This window comes from Nitrospira sp. BLG_2 (genome assembly GCF_049222245.1).
Genome location: NZ_JBLYIG010000479.1, coordinates 1 through 16,126, shown reverse-complemented (window position 1 = coordinate 16,126; position 16,126 = coordinate 1). Strand labels below are relative to the sequence as shown.

Annotated in this window: 16 protein-coding genes; 1 reads left to right on the top strand and 15 read right to left on the bottom strand. The window is 52.3% G+C overall.

Features of this window, described 5'->3' with window-relative positions:
* On the top strand, positions 1 to 433 hold a 433-nt coding region (locus ACOSYY_RS13120; RefSeq protein ID WP_421662932.1), incomplete at its 5' end, for a metal-dependent hydrolase.
* 508 nt (positions 434 to 941) lie between these two features.
* Here the strand turns inward: ACOSYY_RS13120 and ACOSYY_RS13115 are convergent.
* The 15 genes from ACOSYY_RS13115 to ACOSYY_RS13045 form a co-directional block, all read right to left on the bottom strand.
* Positions 942 to 1,118, bottom strand: coding sequence for a hypothetical protein (locus tag ACOSYY_RS13115; RefSeq protein WP_421662931.1), 177 nt, complete (start codon positions 1,116 to 1,118; stop codon positions 942 to 944).
* A 175-nt stretch (positions 1,119 to 1,293) separates the two neighbouring features.
* Positions 1,294 to 2,712, bottom strand: a complete 1,419-nt coding sequence (locus ACOSYY_RS13110; RefSeq protein ID WP_421662929.1) for a hypothetical protein — start codon at positions 2,710 to 2,712, stop codon at positions 1,294 to 1,296.
* A 365-nt stretch (positions 2,713 to 3,077) separates the two neighbouring features.
* Positions 3,078 to 4,334 (bottom strand): glutamate-5-semialdehyde dehydrogenase, encoded by a 1,257-nt coding sequence (locus tag ACOSYY_RS13105; protein ID WP_526023321.1) that lies wholly within the window; start codon positions 4,332 to 4,334, stop codon positions 3,078 to 3,080.
* Between the two features lie 184 nt (positions 4,335 to 4,518).
* Positions 4,519 to 5,526, bottom strand: a complete 1,008-nt coding sequence (locus tag ACOSYY_RS13100; RefSeq protein ID WP_421662926.1) for a UDP-glucuronic acid decarboxylase family protein — start codon at positions 5,524 to 5,526, stop codon at positions 4,519 to 4,521.
* A 148-nt stretch (positions 5,527 to 5,674) separates the two neighbouring features.
* Positions 5,675 to 6,391, bottom strand: a complete 717-nt coding sequence (locus tag ACOSYY_RS13095) for a hypothetical protein (protein WP_421662925.1) — start codon at positions 6,389 to 6,391, stop codon at positions 5,675 to 5,677.
* Between the two features lie 8 nt (positions 6,392 to 6,399).
* A complete protein-coding gene (locus ACOSYY_RS13090; protein ID WP_421662924.1) occupies positions 6,400 to 6,996 on the bottom strand; it encodes a hypothetical protein in 597 nt (198 codons plus the stop codon).
* A gap of 2 nt (positions 6,997 to 6,998) precedes the next feature.
* Positions 6,999 to 7,571: a type 4a pilus biogenesis protein PilO gene (locus ACOSYY_RS13085; RefSeq protein ID WP_421662923.1), complete on the bottom strand. Its 573-nt coding sequence runs from the start codon at positions 7,569 to 7,571 to the stop codon at positions 6,999 to 7,001.
* A 3-nt stretch (positions 7,572 to 7,574) separates the two neighbouring features.
* Entirely contained in the window at positions 7,575 to 8,201 is a 627-nt protein-coding gene (locus ACOSYY_RS13080) for a PilN domain-containing protein (RefSeq protein WP_421662921.1), read from the bottom strand.
* 1 nt (position 8,202) lies between these two features.
* Positions 8,203 to 9,084: a type IV pilus biogenesis protein PilM gene (locus tag ACOSYY_RS13075; RefSeq protein ID WP_421662919.1), complete on the bottom strand. Its 882-nt coding sequence runs from the start codon at positions 9,082 to 9,084 to the stop codon at positions 8,203 to 8,205.
* Positions 9,085 to 9,202: 118 nt separating this feature from the next.
* A complete protein-coding gene (locus tag ACOSYY_RS13070) occupies positions 9,203 to 10,930 on the bottom strand; it encodes a GspE/PulE family protein (RefSeq protein ID WP_421662918.1) in 1,728 nt (575 codons plus the stop codon).
* Positions 10,931 to 10,988: 58 nt separating this feature from the next.
* A complete protein-coding gene (locus ACOSYY_RS13065) occupies positions 10,989 to 12,203 on the bottom strand; it encodes a type II secretion system F family protein (protein WP_421662917.1) in 1,215 nt (404 codons plus the stop codon).
* 44 nt (positions 12,204 to 12,247) lie between these two features.
* Positions 12,248 to 12,943 (bottom strand): LysM peptidoglycan-binding domain-containing protein, encoded by a 696-nt coding sequence (locus ACOSYY_RS13060; protein WP_421662915.1) that lies wholly within the window; start codon positions 12,941 to 12,943, stop codon positions 12,248 to 12,250.
* Between the two features lie 138 nt (positions 12,944 to 13,081).
* On the bottom strand, positions 13,082 to 13,483 hold the full coding sequence (locus ACOSYY_RS13055; RefSeq protein ID WP_421662914.1) for a prepilin-type N-terminal cleavage/methylation domain-containing protein: 402 nt from the start codon (positions 13,481 to 13,483) through the stop codon (positions 13,082 to 13,084).
* Positions 13,458 to 13,964 (bottom strand): type II secretion system protein, encoded by a 507-nt coding sequence (locus tag ACOSYY_RS13050; RefSeq protein WP_421662913.1) that lies wholly within the window; start codon positions 13,962 to 13,964, stop codon positions 13,458 to 13,460. The genes ACOSYY_RS13055 and ACOSYY_RS13050 overlap by 26 nt, the downstream gene beginning before the upstream one ends.
* Positions 13,961 to 16,126: secretin GspD/PilQ domain-containing protein (locus ACOSYY_RS13045; protein ID WP_421662911.1), on the bottom strand; the 2,166-nt coding region annotated here is incomplete at its 5' end. The genes ACOSYY_RS13045 and ACOSYY_RS13050, both read right to left, overlap by 4 nt.

The window sequence follows — 16,126 nt, the reverse complement described above, 5'->3', positions numbered from 1 at the left end:
CTTTTACTTCGGCATCCAATACGGCGACTTGTGGGGTCATCGCGGGATGACGCATTCCCTTTTGTTTGCTGCTCTGTTGAGCGCTGCTCTCGTGACCATGTGGTATAAGCTGAAAGCAAAGGCAACGCAGGTGGGAATATTTGTGTATCTTTTTCTCTGCACCGCATCCCATGGTGTGCTCGATGCACTGACCGACGGCGGGCTCGGTGTGGCCTTCTTCTCGCCATTCGATACAAGCCGATATTTTTTCGCGGCTCGACCGGTTGCCGTGTCTCCGATCGGCATCAGCTCATTCTTTAGCGAGGATGCCTTTCATGTGCTCGCCAGCGAGGTGACATGGATCTGGCTCCCAACCATTGCGGGGTTCTTCATCGTTCGAGGACTACAATATGTGTGGGCCCACTCTGCTGTGAATCGACAGGAGATTGATTAGGACCTTGCGTGAGCTGTATCGGTTAAAATCTCTATTCCGTGTTATGAAACAGTCCGGATCAAAAGCGTATCACCATCAACGGTGTGCTGCTGCTAGAATCAATGGACTCGATCTCACTCTGCATTAGAACGTAGCATCCGACGGATCCACTTCTTTCCGCAGCGAGAAGACCGTTGGAATCCGAAGCTTTGTTGATAAGGAGCAATGTACCGATACAGATTGCATCAGAATTGATCAGCAATGACATTGAAATTGAGCGGCATTGATGGTGACATCAGCACCTCATCGGATCACTAAGTGAGCCAACCTCGCATTCCATTCTGGGCAACGCACTTCAGTGCATCATTATCGTACCGTTATGCTTTATACTTCTAGATCCCTACTCCGCACTGTACGACAGTGATGCACGGGCTATGTGAATGGAAGAAGCGCTCAACTTGATTTGTGAAGCGTAGAATCCGGCAATGGCACTTTCGTCCCCTAACCGACGACCATTCTTCACGTGAAACTATCCCAGGTACCGGCCGTATAGGAAAGCCACGAACTGCTTCGCTCCGCGTATCCGGTTCTTAACATTCTCTTCGGCGACGCCAGCCTGTCGCAGTTGTTGTTCAAACCTAATCAATGCATCCTTCAATTCTCTTCTTAATTCTTTCTCGATCACTCGGTCCAGCACGCTTGGCATAATCTTCCTCCTCCCAATTGATAAACTAGCCCAACTGATCAAGCCCTTGTCTATACGACATGATTTACAGGCAACAGCAATAGCCGCCAGCGAATTCTATAGGAATTTCAAGACGCAAGCCAGTTCCTGCACAGAAGAAAGGCGGCGGGCACAATCCGAGTCCTGCGCGCAGGCCTTACAATCGTCCAACACGGAACAACGTAAGACTTGGTTTGACTCTGGCCTTCGGCAAGATCGTCTTGTGCATAAGAAATGTCGGGAGAGATGCAACTGATTGGTCCCAATGCACCAGCAATCGCGACTGCTGGGTCAGCAGTTCCCCAAGTTGAACCGGGCCGATGACAAAGGCATTACCACCCTGCCGTAACATTTGACTCAATCTCGTGACAATCGTTCTCATGGTCGCCGAAGAATCAAACGTATCATACGGCAGCCACTGATAAATCAGGTCATAGGGTCCGCAATTATCCGGGGAGTCTTCATATGTATCAGCGACCATTCGGATTCGCTGCAACCAATCCCATCGCTGTACCTCGGCGCATTGAATCCAGAGCTGCTGAGCCTGGCGCTGAGCGTAGGCAAAATCGCGGACATTTACGGTATAGTCACGTGGCCGGTCAAAGAGAATACAAGTGGAAATGATGGCATCTCCGTTGGCGATGAGCACATGCTCAGCCCGAGATCGTAGCCTTCCGACCTCACGATCCTGCTCGCCGAGATCGTCGAGATAGTCCGCAACGAAGGATTGAGCAGCGAGTTCGCTGATCTCCCTGTCGTCTTCTGGAAACAAGGGCACCGCCTCGAAGGCTTCGGCAGGGGAAATCCCCGGAATTCCCTGCGCGAATACCGTGCGCCAATCGACCGGACTGACCGGGCATACTTCGGGCAATGATGACCTTACCTGGAGGTCAGGATTCAATGGTAAGGTTAATTCTGTTTCACGATCTCTTAAAGTTAACCGATTTCCTTCGACACGGAGGCTGCGATCCAGCGGGAGCACATGGCGCCCGATGGAACTAACGTATGAAAGACCGGCCGGATCATCCACAAGCGTGGCTTTTTGAGCAACCCCATTTTTCATGGTTAGACACAGCCCTTGGCTCTCGTCGAAATACCGAACGGGGGGATACCTGGCCGGCAACCAGCCAACCAGATGAGATTTTGATGGATTTATGAAAGCTGTTAATGGGTCCTCACCATCGAGCGGCTGAGGCGCGAAAAATGCCCCGAACAATCGAAATGCCGCCTCGGAGGGGTACGTAGGGATCCCACGATACCGTAAGGTCTTCGGGACAACGCCTCCCTTGTTCTGATCATCATATAGTCCGCGAATCAGCTCGAACACGGCAGAACCCGTCCCAGGCAACAATGATTTAAACAGTTCGACCACCGGGAGAAAATCAATCTGGTCCCAATGCATGGCTCCCATGCAGGCCATGAAGCGCATCGTTTCAAATTCCCCACTATCCAAAACATACAATGCGTCTTTTCGCTGTCGAATCGTAGCCATCCCATTGGGATCAATCGAAAGATCCTCATCGCGATAAAACCACCTCACCTCCTCAATTGGCACTCGTAACGCCCCGGCGGCCATGGCACGAAGATCATCCGGAGTAATTAGTCGCCAATTTGGCCTCGAGGTTAGATTCAGTCTGATTTCATTCACCAGCCCACCGGGCTTAATTCCGACCCAACGCCCCCAATCCAGCCGGACTCGCGCTCGCCTCAGAAAGACAGTTTCAGCACCGGTCGATTCCCATTCGCACTCATGCAAAGGATGACCTACCGAGTCGGTCTCAAGAAAGCGTCGTCCGTCAGGCCGATAAAAAACGAGATGCCCGTTTGGAAAGGTTTCAACGCGTCCACCTATCGTGTCGAAGGACTCAGCGAGTGTACGTGTGGAAGGAAACCGGAGATGGCCGGGAGTGTTAAGGGCAAAAGCAATGGGGTCCGAGGCATTCACCCGCGGAGCTGGCCGCTTCCAAAGACAATAAATTTTGAGCAGGTTAACTCGTCCAACCCCATTGGGCCTCGTGCATGAATGCGCGAGGTGCTGATACCTATTTCGGCTCCCAAACCAAACTGATACCCGTCATTAAGCCGGGTGGAGGCATTCACAAGAACGGCGCTGGCATCGACTTCTTTGAGAAACCGCATAGCGCGTCCGTAATCCGATGTGATGATCGCTTCCGTGTGCTGCGATCCGTACTGTGCGATGTGCTCCATCGCTTCATCCACATTCTTCACGATTTTCACGGCCAGAATCAGGTCGAGGAACTCTCTGCCATAATCCTGCTCGCTTGCCGGCTTGGCCTCAGGAATCAATTGACAGGTCTTTGGACAGCCACGAATCTCGACGTTGGCCGCGGTAAGACTCCGGGCAAGCTTGGGCAACAGAGTCCGCGCGACCGACTGGTGGACCAGCAGAGTTTCCATTGCGTTGCAAGTAGACGGCCGCTGCGCTTTGGCGTTGATGCAAATGGCCTCCGCCATCGCCGAATCCGCGTCGGCATCGACATAGATATGGCACACGCCTGCATCATGCTTCACGACCGGAATGGTCGAGTGTTCAGCAATGAGTTTCATCAACGATTCCCCGCCGCGTGGAATGATCAAATCAATGAACTTATCTTGCTTGAGTAACACCGGCACCACCTCACGATCTGCGCGATCGACGAACGTAATCGCACCCTGAGGAATCCCGGCTTTCTCCGATGCCTCGGCTAGGATAGCGGCAATCGTCGTATTGGAATGAATTGCCTCGCTGCCACCTCGCAACACACATACGTTGCCTGATTTCAGACTGAGAGCGGTCGAATCCGCAGTCACATTGGGACGCGACTCGTAAATGATCCCGATTACTCCAATAGGCACACGTACTCGCCCAACCTTCATCCCGTTGGGCCTCGTCCACATGGCGGACATCATTCCTACAGGATCGGGCAACTTCGCCACTTCACGAATGCCCGCGGCCATCTCCCCGACCCGCTTCTCGGTCAATCGAAGACGATCTGCCATCGCCTTCTTTGCCGATGTCATTCCAAACGCCTTCAAATCTTGCTCATTTGCCGCGAGGAGTTCGTCCGACTTCGCCTCGAGTGCCTCCGCCATGGCAAGGAGTGCCTGATTCTTGCTCGCCGTCGACAGAGACGCCAATCTCCTCGATGCCTGCTTGGCTTTTGACACCAGCGTCAAAACATAATCCAAAATAGGCAACGGCTTGGACTCGTCGATCTTCTGATCTGAACCAGGCTTGTCTAGAGCTTCCACGCTTCGCACCGATCGATTCAGCAACTAGGAACTAGTGTTGACAATACCGTGTGGGTAAGAAGTGGGTCAAGGGTCTCTTCTCAAGACTCAAGTGGTCGGGGGCTCGTCGGTGACGGTGAGTAGACATTGCTTAGGCCAATGCTTTTTGAAAGTATCGGACGGTCTTTACCAAAGCATCTTCCAGCTCAACCCTCGGCTCCCACTTGAGCAACATCTTCGCGAGTGTAATATCCGGTCTCCGAACCTTAGGGTCATCGGCGGGTAACGGATGATGAGTAATTTCACTCGCTGATTGAGTCAACTTCAGAATCACTTGGGCGATTTCCAGCACCGTCAACTCCCTCGGATTACCGATATTGACCGGATCATGGATGCTTTTTGCCCGATTGCCGGTTTGTTTGGTGAAAAACGATTTTCGGTCGGTCCGCTCGTCCACCGTCTTGTCAGAGTCCACTAGTAACAATGCAATAATGCCTCGGACTAGATCGTCCACATAACAGAAACTCCGCGTCTGCATCCCGTCGCCATATACGGTGAGAGATTTTCCCTGAAGGGCCTGAACGATGAAATTAGACACCACCCGCCCATCATTGGGTCTCATCCGTGGACCGAAGGTATTAAAGATACGGACAATCCGAGTATCCAGCCCGTGATAGCGGTGATAGGCCATGGTCATGGCTTCGGCGAATCGTTTTGCTTCATCGTAGACGCCGCGTGGACTGATAGGATTGACATTCCCCCAATAGGATTCGGGCTGCGGATTGACGAGCGGATCTCCGTACACTTCCGAGGTACTTGCAAGTAGAAATCTGGCCCCTTTCGCCTTGGCAAGTCCCAAGGCCTTATGCGTTCCCAATCCCCCGACCTTCAATGTGGCAATAGGCATGTCGAGATAATCTTGCGGACTAGCAGGAGATGCGAAATGCATCACAGCATCGAGGTCCCCCTCCACATGAACATAATCACATACATTGTACTTAATGAACGTAAATGATTCGCTTCCCATCAAATGGGCAACGTTTTCCACTTTCCCCGTACTGAGGTTATCCATACAAATGACTTGATGTCCCTCCGTGAGAAGAGATTCGGCGAGATGACTTCCCAGAAACCCAGCTCCACCTGTGATCAAAATGCGCATATCCAGAACTCCTTTCAGCTATCGGCGATGAGTCTATCACATTCTGTTGCAAGCCAGAAGGGAACGCTTTCTTTTGAGAGATCTTAACTGGAGAGGAGGGACGCTCGAGGAGTATACGAAGAATCCTTCTCTTGAAAAGAAATGGAAACTAGGGTGAAACGTTCATTGGAGGGTCAAGAATTTCAGAAGGTTCTAAAGGTTCTAATGGCGGTGTGGCATTTTCAGGCAGAAGGGAGTCAATCGGGTCATTCATATCACCGAGAGAATTCACTTCTTCCGAAGCAGCCGGTTTGCTCGGAGTATCCGGCGCTCCTGGAATAGCCTGCAGGTTTGAGGCGCTATATTGGCCAAGAATTGGACGTGTCAACATCACGGGTGCAGTCAGTGCTGTCATTGAGGGATTCGGATATTGGAATACCCAATCGTAGTGGGTCGGCTTTCCCTCAAAATGACGCGTCGCAAGCGGGAAATTACTCTGCTTGATCGGTTTGTGTTTACTCTTGCTTCGAACTCCCATGATGCCTCCGGCGGGCGCTCTCAGCAATTCCCACTCACCACGCCCAACCGGATCGAGGTAAACCTTCCTGAGAAAGGGCTTAGGTGGCCTCGTGAGTTCGACGAGCGTTTGTGGGTACACCTCACCAGGTACAGCCCTTCCAGCCTTTGCACTAGCCGAATAGAGGGCCAGAGCCGTTTGAATTTCTATCCCCTTGGCCAGCAAATCTGCTTCGAGTTCCCGTTGCACCATTGTCTTCCACTGCCGGGCGGCCATAGTCGTGACAAGTCCCATAAGAGTGATGGCAATCATCACCATGAGGTACGAAAACCCTATTTCTTGCCGGATCAGCCTCGCAGGAGTCGCCACATTACCCATCATTCCTGGCCCGATGGTTCTACCGGCGATTCTTCCGACAACGGCACCGTCTGATCGATATGGATACCGGTGTCTCGGAGGGTCACGCTTTCAGGATTGATCGCCTTAAGGATAAGACGGTCGTTGACACGATCACCGACCTTGAGTGCCAGCACCTCATCGTCTTTTTTGAGTACCGCAATATCCTTATTGTTCCGGCGTCCCTCGCCCATACGAAGAAATCCGAGGTACCGATACTGCTCTAATTCCAAAACATCCTTTTGTTGCATCAAGGTCTCGGCTAAAGTCGAAGGTTGGTTCACCGAGGTTAGGGCATTCCCGGCTGTGAACGTCCCATCTGGACGGGGAGCGGCAAAAATGTTTCGAGGCACTGTAAAGGTCGTCTGGCGTTGAAGACCTGTGGATGCAAGCAAATTAAGATTTACGCGCAAGTTTGTTCTCTCCGTCGCTGCATGTCGCTTCACGGACGTGTGGCCAGTGACATTCGCGAGCGGAACTCGAACAGGCTCCTGCAACAGCCGCCATTGCCACACAGCCAACCCTGTCCACAGAAAGATAAGCGAGGCAGCAAGAATCGTTTTCTTTTTCGCATCCATGACTACTGCGCTGGTCTCGGCAAATTCGACTCCCCAGTATGGTCGCGAAGGTATGTCGCGATCTTAATATTGAATGTCAACAGTGCGTCCTGCGCGCCTCCGGGCCGAGCCAGCTCAAGATCCTCGATAAATAACAATTCTTCCGCTGTCTCAAGACCATAGATAAATCGGCGGAGATCTTCGTATCGCCCGGTCATCTGCCCCTCTACCAGACCTTTGCTTGTATTCGCGATGACAGTGGGCTCAGTCTTATAGGTCAATGCCGGCAAGGTGACTCGAACACGTTTCGCTTCATCTGAAATTCCTAGCGCTAACGGAGTAAAGTCACGCTCGGCGGGGAGCACTGCCCATACTCGGCTCAAATCATTTTTCGATTTTCTTGCTTCTCGATGGTACATCAATGCCTGTCTGGCCGCAGTCCATTCTTTTTCCAAACGCTCTCGGCTCGCTTGAGCACCTGCCACACCGAGATTCTGGATGAGAAACAGCATAAAAAGAAGACCCAGAGTGACTCCCACCCAAGGAAGCAACGGCGCAAAGGGATGCTGCCAGAGGAAGAGCAGGCGATCTTTCATTATTCAAGTTCCTTCGTACCGGTATTGCAATGTGACGTCGAATTCCACCAACCCGTTTGGCACAGCACGATGTTGCGCCAAGATTGGGTCTTTGAAGGTCGCGTGATCCTGCAGTCCGACGGTGAAGGTAGTGATGTCTTCGAGGCTCGTAGCAGTTCCCGTGAGGCGAACCATGGTGCCGGCTTGATCAAGGCGAACACTGCTGAGCGCTAGATGTGAGGGGATTGCCTGTTCTAATTCGGTTAGAAACTTTGTCCACGAAAAAGTTCTTTTCTCAAGCAGCTGATTGGCCAACTCGACCTCGAAGGGCAGTCTCTTCAGCGCCTCTTCGGACAAATCAATGCCTTCCTGCCGAGCCTCTGCAATTATGTCTAGGTCCTGTTGTCGTACTCGATCGAGTTCTGCTTGAATGGTTAACGATTCTTGATGTGCAAGGATCGCTTGCGTGAGGTTCCAACAAATCCCTATCACAAGCAGGATGCAACTGCTGATCAAGAACAATCGTAGCGGAACGATCACCGGCCGATAGCGGCGGCTCAGGTTTATCTGGAACTGATCATCGGTGCCGATCAGCAATGGACCGGACTTGAGTTCGAAAAACCTTGCGAGGATGGAACTCTTGATCGCCACGCTAAAGCACCCCAGCCATCGCAGCCAACGATGTCATCCCTCGATGGTTCCCTTTGGCCATCCGACCAAGGGCTTCGACCGATTCCCAGCCTAGTTGTTCGACGGACAGCCGAAGCTCTGCCTCGATCAATTCTTGAAATGCCGCCATGTTCCCGTCTGCGCAAATAACAGCTTCCTTGACGACGGATGAAGGATGCTGCTGTTGACAGATCTCCAACGATGCGCAGCATTCCTCAAGAATCTTGTTCAGCATGTCGGTCTGCATAAGCGCTTCAGCCGACTCGACCCCCAGAAGCTTGCATCGGTAGAACAGCAAACGCCCTTGCTGCCAAATCATGGTCGTCAGTGCTCGATCCGATAAGTTGACCCACAGACATTCTCGGCTTCGCCAATGAGATCCACTCGAAGTTCTTCTCCATAAATCAAAGATCCGTAGGCTCGTGATCCCCACTTCTTGCGGAATCAACCCCACAGATTCACATAGCGACTCATACTGCTTCAGCACCGATTCCTGGGCCGCCACCGTCAGCACAGTATGGGCTGGGCTTTTTCCTCCTGATCGATCGTGAAGTACCTGGAACAACACCTTCGCCCCGCTGAGCGGGAACAGTTGCTCTTGGCCAAGTCGCCAGCGAATCAGCGCATCGCGTTCTTCGCGCCTGACAGGGAGCTGCTCCAGGTGCAGGACTGTCGTTCTGACCGCCGTGTCAGGCAGCAACACTCCGATCTGTCGAGGAAGATCAGGGAGGATGGCTCCTCCGATAGCTTGGTGAGCCGAGCCCGAACCCGTCAGGGCACGAATGCGATCCGCCAATGCTGTGGGGTCGTGTACATTCTCTTCAATCGGAGAGGGTTTGACCATGCCGTCGCAAAGCGGGGACATGACGCACCTATGTTGACGCCGTCCACGCCAATTTCGCTCGGTTTCGGCCCACCCGATCGAGTCGCTTCCGAACTTCAAGCAACGCTGTGGCCGGCTGCTGACCCATTCCCACATCGTATTAACCTTCCTCACTGAACGTCACACGATTAATCTCTCGCAGCGACGTTTCCCCATTCAACACTTTTTTCAGCGCCGACTGCCGCAGCGTGATCATTCCATCGGTCACAGCTCGATACCGTATTTCTGAAAGCGGCCTATCCGCAAGGATCATCTCTTTGATTTCATCCGTCAAATTGAGGAATTCCGTGATACATTTTCTGCCTCGATACCCTGTACCGTGGCATTGTGGACACCCTTTTCCTTCGTAGAACGTCGTATCTTTGTACTGCTCATAGTCCAAACCTGATTCTTCGATGAGAACCTGCTGCACTTTGACGGGAGTCCGACATGACGGACACAGGATTCGAATGAGCCGCTGGGCCAACACGCAGTTGAGAGCGGCCAGAAAATTATAGGCATCGATCCCCATCGACGCGAACCGCCCGATGACGTCGAACACATTGTTCGCATGCACCGTCGTCAACAAAAGATGGCCGGTCAGAGCCGATTGAATGGCGATCTGCGCCGTCTCGGCATCTCGAATTTCACCGACCATAATTTTGTCTGGATCATGACGAAGTATGGATCGAAGGCCGCGAGCAAACGTGACTCCTTTCTTTTCATTGACCGAAATCTGCACCACTCCCGAAAGTTGGTATTCAACGGGATCTTCAATCGTAATCAACTTGTCCTCAAGCGTGTTCATCTCCGAGATCGCGGCGTACAGCGTTGTCGTCTTCCCGCTTCCTGTTGGCCCTGTCACCAATACCATGCCGTAAGGGCGAATGATCGCTTTCCGGAATCGTTTCAGATCTTCCGGATTGAACCCGAGTCGTTCGAGCTTCAAGGCCGACACTCCGGTCGCTATCGACTCCCGGTCCAATATGCGAATCACGACCGACTCGCCAAAGACACTGGGTAAGATGGAGACACGAAAATCCACCGTCTTTCGATCCAGCCTCATGCGGAAGCTTCCATCCTGAGGCACTCGGCACTCGGCAATATCAAGCTCTGACATGACCTTCAAACGAGACACTAAAGGAGCATGCAATCGCATATCCAGCGGCTCTATGGCGGGAATCAAAATACCATCGACGCGAAGTTTGACCTTGGTCCCGCGATCTGCGGCTTCGATGTGGATATCACTTGCGCGGCGTTGCATCGCACTCAGTAGGATAGAGTCCAGTAGCTTCACCGCCGGACTCTGCTCTTCCCCCGAATGATCGAGAATTGGAATTTCTTTTCCTCGATCGTCTTCTTTCACCAAGATCGACCGATACTCCGCTTCTAGCTCACGGAGCGCTTGACTCGATCCTTCACTGCGCTCCAGCGCTGCCAGAATTGCGCTCTTGGAACTGACGACTCGATCCAGCGGCTTTCCGATTAGGAGTTCCAGTTCGTCAAGCCCAAGCAGGTTTTGTGGATCGGCAACAGCAATCGTCAATACTCCGCAACGCTCAGCGACCGGCACGAAAGGAAATCGCTGCATTAACTTGATTGAGATGGTCTCGTAGTATCGTGGATCGATCTGAAAATCCGTCAACGGATCATAGGGAAGACCGTATTGAACAGCCAGGGCATTGGCCAATTGATCCTCCGTGAGGAGTCCGTCACTGATCAAGGTTTGCCCTAAGGCGGCCGCTACTCCCTTCAATCGTCTTAGGACATCCTCGACCGTGCGCTGCGTGAGCATTCCTTGGTCGATCAAAACCTCGGCAAGGCACGACTTTGTAAGGCTACGTGACATACACAACCTCTATCATCATTGTATCCTCGTTATTCCTGAATTCTACTTCTCTCCTAATCTAGTCGCCGACCGTCCCGGCCATTTGAAATACCGGCAGGTACATCACAATGACGATTCCGCCGACCAACACTCCCATGACGAGCAGCAGAACCGGCTCGATCCACGTGGTGAGCTGCGTAAGTCTGGCATCTAGATCAGCCTCATAAAACTCCGCGACGTCTCGCAACATCGTATCAAGCGAACCCGTTTCCTCCCCTACCGATAACATTTCAATCGCAAGTCTCGGGAGCACTTTGGAACGATCCAACGCATCTGCCAGTGTCACCCCTTCACAAATCTCATTGACGACTTTCATCATCTCTTGTGAAATCCATCGGTTTGAAACGGCTCCTCGTGCGCCTTCCAAGGCGTCAACAAGCGGGGTTCCTCCAGCAAGAATAGTTCCGAGTGTCCGAATCAGCTGAACGGTATTGTGTTTGACTACAATTTGCCCCACGAGTGGGAGTTTCAGCACAAAGCGATCAATTGCCAACTTTCCAGACGGAGTGGCATAGTAAGCATGTATACCGAGCATAATGCCGATCGAGATGACTACTGCGGGCAGTATCCGCGACTCTGCGTGCGTGACTATATCGAGCAAGACCTGAGTCGCCCATGGCAAAGCCTTCGATGACTCTCCATAGACCGATACGAAAGTCGGCATAACATAGGTCAATAGAAAGCCCACTACGGCCAGGCCGATACCGATGAGAACAATAGGGTAGGAGATCGCCTTCTTTACCTTCTGATGAAGCCCGACCATCAGCTTCACATACACAACATCCCGCTGTAGGACCTCTGGAAGATTGCCTGATTGCTCTCCTGCCTTTACCGTGGCGACATAAAGTTCCGGGAAATATACGGGATGTTTAGCTAATGCGTCCGAGGCCGAGGCTCCGCCTCGGATATCTTCCCGTACGTCACGTAGTGTCCGCTGAAATCCAGGATGGCCGGCCCGTTCTATCAGGAGATCCCAGATGCGCAAAATAGGTAGCCCAGACTTGACCAGAGCCAGCAATTCTTGATTGAAGACCAAGAACTGCTCCAACGGAAGCTTTCCCCAGGACCACGACATCTCCATTTTGACCGAGGCGATTCCTCGGCGGTGAAGATCAAAAACCAGCAATCCTTGGGACTCTAGTTTGGCCCGGACCAGCGATTCATTTTCTCCTTCTACATGCCCATGGATTGTCGACCCATCAGGCCGCGCGACTCGATACGCAAATACTGTCATAGATGTAGACCTTCGCGACTTAACGCTTAGCCCAGCGTGCTCCACTACATTCGTTCGTGCTCGGGCTCTTCGGTAGAGGGCTCAAGAAAAAGGATCTGACCGACTTGAATGCGGTCACTAGGAAGCGCGTTGCGAACCATGAGGAATTTGACGGAAGTGTGATATCGGCGTGCGATACTCCACAACGTGTCCCCAAACTTGACCAACACCTTTAAGCGGGAAGGCACAGTTGCCGACTGAGAAGCCACCGGTGCTTCATCGCCCGAAGATGCCCCCGATACCTGGATCTCATGTCCGGAGACAACCGGGGGATCCTCCTCCAAAGCAACCAATAGGGCATCCTCCTGAGATCCGAAAGCCCCAAACTCAAGTTGTCTATCGTTTGGAGGAGCCATTCCTGCGGAAGACACATTTCCCTTCACCTGTTTCCCTGCTTTCGATACCTGTTTTTTTTGACCTGGCTTCAGTTGGTTCTGCAGTGCGGCTTGGGTCCGCCTCACCTGCTCCCGTTCGGAACGCGAGCTGGCCAACTCTTCCCGTTGGAGATCAATCACATGGTGAGCTTCAGTCAGCCGACGCTCCGCCTCCCGAATACGCCCTTCAAGCTGAGCCCGAGCGATCTGCACATCAGCCAATTCCTGGCGCCGTGCGTCAACCCCTGTCCGCAATTCGGCAATCGTTCGCTGGGCGTCTCGCAATGATGTCTTCAGAATATCTAACGTGAATTGGAGATCCGACATCTCAGGTTCTATGATCGGTTCGAGCGGACTACAAGCCGACATTCCGAGCAGAATGATTACGATAGGCGTACTTCTCCATTCCCCCATCACTCGAAACACTTTATGTCCAGAGCAGAACCGAGCCGATCTCACGCGCTGTCACCATTGGTTATATGGGGTCCCGTTTGTCCCAACAAGGTCCGACCCGGAATACACATCAAAGATACCACCCTCTGTCGGTTCAGTGATCTGCTGCCATGAGCTCGACGAATTCGTAAAGGGGTCTTTGGGAAGGATCCGCAGATATCCTGCAGTTACCAGACCATCTACGGACGGAGGGTATTTCCCTTTATCCGCACGGTGATGGTCCAACAACTCGCGCAGCATGAAAAGGTCTTGCCGCAACACTGTCTCCCTTGCTTTGATCAATGATGACTGATACGATGGAACGGCAATCGTGGCCAAAATACCGACAATGGACACGACGATCATGAGTTCAATCAGTGTGAAACCCCTCGCGTTCCATCCACCTACTTTACCAATCCTGGTACTTGGTACCATCGAGCGCAAACTCCTCGCTTTGCGTCATCACATCGTAGACATCTTCTCCGCACCAGCTAGACGGCTTTGGGTGATCCTTATAACAACGCAAAACCCAATTTGATTTGCCTGTCAATGGGTCGATTGGCATCACCCGCAAATAACGCCTTACCGTAGTCCCTCGAACCGTCGCCTCTTCTCCCGTTAGTTTTACCCCTAACAGGGCATCGATGGACTTGGGATAGCCGTACGGCCCGGTGATTTCCTTACACACCAACCTATTCTTCATACAGACCGCTCCAAGTAAGACGTCTCCTTCACGATTCCATTCCATCTTAAACAGATCGATTGCGCCGCGAATCGTCCGCAGCTGTTGGCGCAACTCAATCTCGTGGGCTCGCTTTGTCGACACCTTACTCAGAGGCATAGCGACTGAAGCCAAAATCACCATGATGGCCATGGTGACGAGAATCTCAATGAGTGTCAGCCCATCTTCCCTCATCGCACTCTCACCACCCCTGTCCCGACAACTCCAGGTGGTGCCTGTGCTCCTATATCAGAATGAGTCAGTTCCACGCGAACGGGCGACACACCGGGTGCCTTTGCGACAAAGATAATGCTTGCGGACCGCGGAGCATGGAGGTTCGGACTAACCAGCCGGAAGGCGATACTTCCCCTAGCCTCTCCCTGATCTCCAGGAGGAAGGTCCGAGGAGTTGACAAATTCCGCCTCACTGAGCCTTTTGAACTGAAGGACTTTCGGATCATATTCGAACTTGAATATGTTACGATCCGATGTACCAATCCGCCCATCCACGATCGACAACTTGATTTCTCGACCGGTTTGAACGGCCGACTCATCTGGGCGAATGGCCAGCAGTGGTTCGGGGACAGCCAGTTGAGCCAAGGAACGACCTGAGTTTGTTTCTCCGATACGTTTCGCCACGCTGCTGCCTGTGCCAGTATGCTTTCCGTACCCCCTGCCCAACAACGTGGATGTCTTTCGCGGAGGGATCGAATACATCGGCCCGGTTGCATAGGTGAATTCTGTACCTGACCAGAAAGCTTGCGTGCTCAGTGTCGGAGGAGTCATGTTCTGTACAATGTGTGGAGTGATGGTCAAAATCACTTCCGTGGTGACTCGGTCGGTTTTGAACGAGCTGATGAGATTCCCGATCAAAGGAAGGTCGCCGAGCCACGGGATCGTCACTTTGGTCTTCCGATCTTCCTCTTGCAAAAGCCCGCCAAGGATAATGGTTTCCCCATCCTTAATGCTCAGCATCGTTTCAGCAGACCGATTGCCGAATTTGAACTGCGTGATGGGCGGAGAAGCCTGAAGTGTGACTTGCTCACCCAACCGAATCACTTCGATCTTCATTTTCAATCCAAGCTCGCTCCCCAGCCTGATAGAAGGCTCTACCGTCAGTTTAACGCCGGTATCCCGAAACTCAATCGATGTCACCGTCGATGTCGTCGGCACTGCACCTGTCGCGGCTTGACCTGGCAGAACGTTTGTCGTGGACAAGAGGATCGGCTGTTTGTCACCGATGTTGATCTCCGCTTTCTTATTGTTCACAACGCGGATCTTCGGCGAGGCCAGCGTCTTCGCATCCGTAATCTGTTTGAAGAAGTCTAGCTGGACATTTGTCGGGAGCTTGAAGATATAATTATCAGGCCCTAAGTTGGTTAACTGCCGCAAGGTGAACTGTTGAGCAACAGTGCCTGCAATAATGCCAGCAGGCCCCGGGGGTACCATAGCGTAGGCCACCTGTTTCGGATATGTTAGTCCATAGGTCTGACTGACGGTCCGATCGACCTCCAGCACTTCGACGTCAAAGAGCACTTCTGCCTCCTGGCGATCGTTGGCCAGGATGATTTTTTCAGCTATTTGTATTTTTTCAGGCTGATCACGGATCACGATTGTGTTCAACTGCTCATTGGCATGCATGTGCTTGGAATCAAGCATGCTTTTCAGGAGCGACAACATATCTTTGGATTTGGCGTTCGAAAGATAAAAGGTTCGGATCATCAAATCCCGATACTGCTCTTGCTTCTGCTTGGTGTCAGGACGGACAGTCAAGACCACCGGAGATATTTGACGAGAAAATAAACTATTACTATTGAGAATCAGTTGCAGTGCTTCCTCAAAGGGGGTGTCCTGAATCGAAATAGAAATCGGATCGTTCCGAACATCTTTGTCGAAAACCAGCGTAAAGCCACCAACCTTTGCCACACCCTCCAAGACCTCTTTAATACCGGCGTTTTTGAATTTTAGTGTCACAGGCTGCCTTGAGCTTTCTTCTCTTGCGAGCTCTTGTTGCTCTTCGGTAAGCCGAGTAATGCTCTCCAGCGCATCTTTGTAAGTCGGATCCAGCTCCACCGCCCGCGCAAAACCACTCATCGCCTCATCAATTCGTCCAAGTTGAGCCAGCCGTTCCGCCTCCCGATATGAAGACCGGGATTCTTTCAAACGAATAGTCTCCTGGAAACCTGCCTGGTGTTCCTCATTTGAGGGCTCGATGGCGAGAGCCCGCTTAAATTCTTCCAGTGCACGGTCGGATTGCTTCTCTTTAAGAAACGCCCGACCTCGCTCGGCATACATTGCTGCCGCACGCTCACGAGCCAGAACATACTTGCCCTGCAAAGATAGATTGAAAGGATCATC

What these genes read in the sequence shown, in the direction of transcription:
- ACOSYY_RS13115 (WP_421662931.1), bottom strand. Translation starts at nt 1,118, where the DNA reads ATGCCAAGCGTGCTGGACCGAGTGATCGAGAAAGAATTAAGAAGAGAA.
- ACOSYY_RS13100 (WP_421662926.1), bottom strand. Translation starts at nt 5,526, where the DNA reads ATGCGCATTTTGATCACAGGTGGAGCTGGGTTTCTGGGAAGTCATCTC.
- ACOSYY_RS13050 (WP_421662913.1), bottom strand. Translation starts at nt 13,964, where the DNA reads ATGAGGGAAGATGGGCTGACACTCATTGAGATTCTCGTCACCATGGCC.
- ACOSYY_RS13060 (WP_421662915.1), bottom strand. Translation starts at nt 12,943, where the DNA reads ATGTCGGATCTCCAATTCACGTTAGATATTCTGAAGACATCATTGCGA.
- ACOSYY_RS13075 (WP_421662919.1), bottom strand. Translation starts at nt 9,084, where the DNA reads ATGTCCCCGCTTTGCGACGGCATGGTCAAACCCTCTCCGATTGAAGAG.
- ACOSYY_RS13110 (WP_421662929.1), bottom strand. Translation starts at nt 2,712, where the DNA reads ATGGCCGCCGGGGCGTTACGAGTGCCAATTGAGGAGGTGAGGTGGTTT.
- ACOSYY_RS13065 (WP_421662917.1), bottom strand. Translation starts at nt 12,203, where the DNA reads ATGACAGTATTTGCGTATCGAGTCGCGCGGCCTGATGGGTCGACAATC.
- ACOSYY_RS13090 (WP_421662924.1), bottom strand. Translation starts at nt 6,996, where the DNA reads ATGGATGCGAAAAAGAAAACGATTCTTGCTGCCTCGCTTATCTTTCTG.
- ACOSYY_RS13055 (WP_421662914.1), bottom strand. Translation starts at nt 13,483, where the DNA reads ATGGTACCAAGTACCAGGATTGGTAAAGTAGGTGGATGGAACGCGAGG.
- ACOSYY_RS13085 (WP_421662923.1), bottom strand. Translation starts at nt 7,571, where the DNA reads ATGAAAGATCGCCTGCTCTTCCTCTGGCAGCATCCCTTTGCGCCGTTG.
- ACOSYY_RS13070 (WP_421662918.1), bottom strand. Translation starts at nt 10,930, where the DNA reads ATGTCACGTAGCCTTACAAAGTCGTGCCTTGCCGAGGTTTTGATCGAC.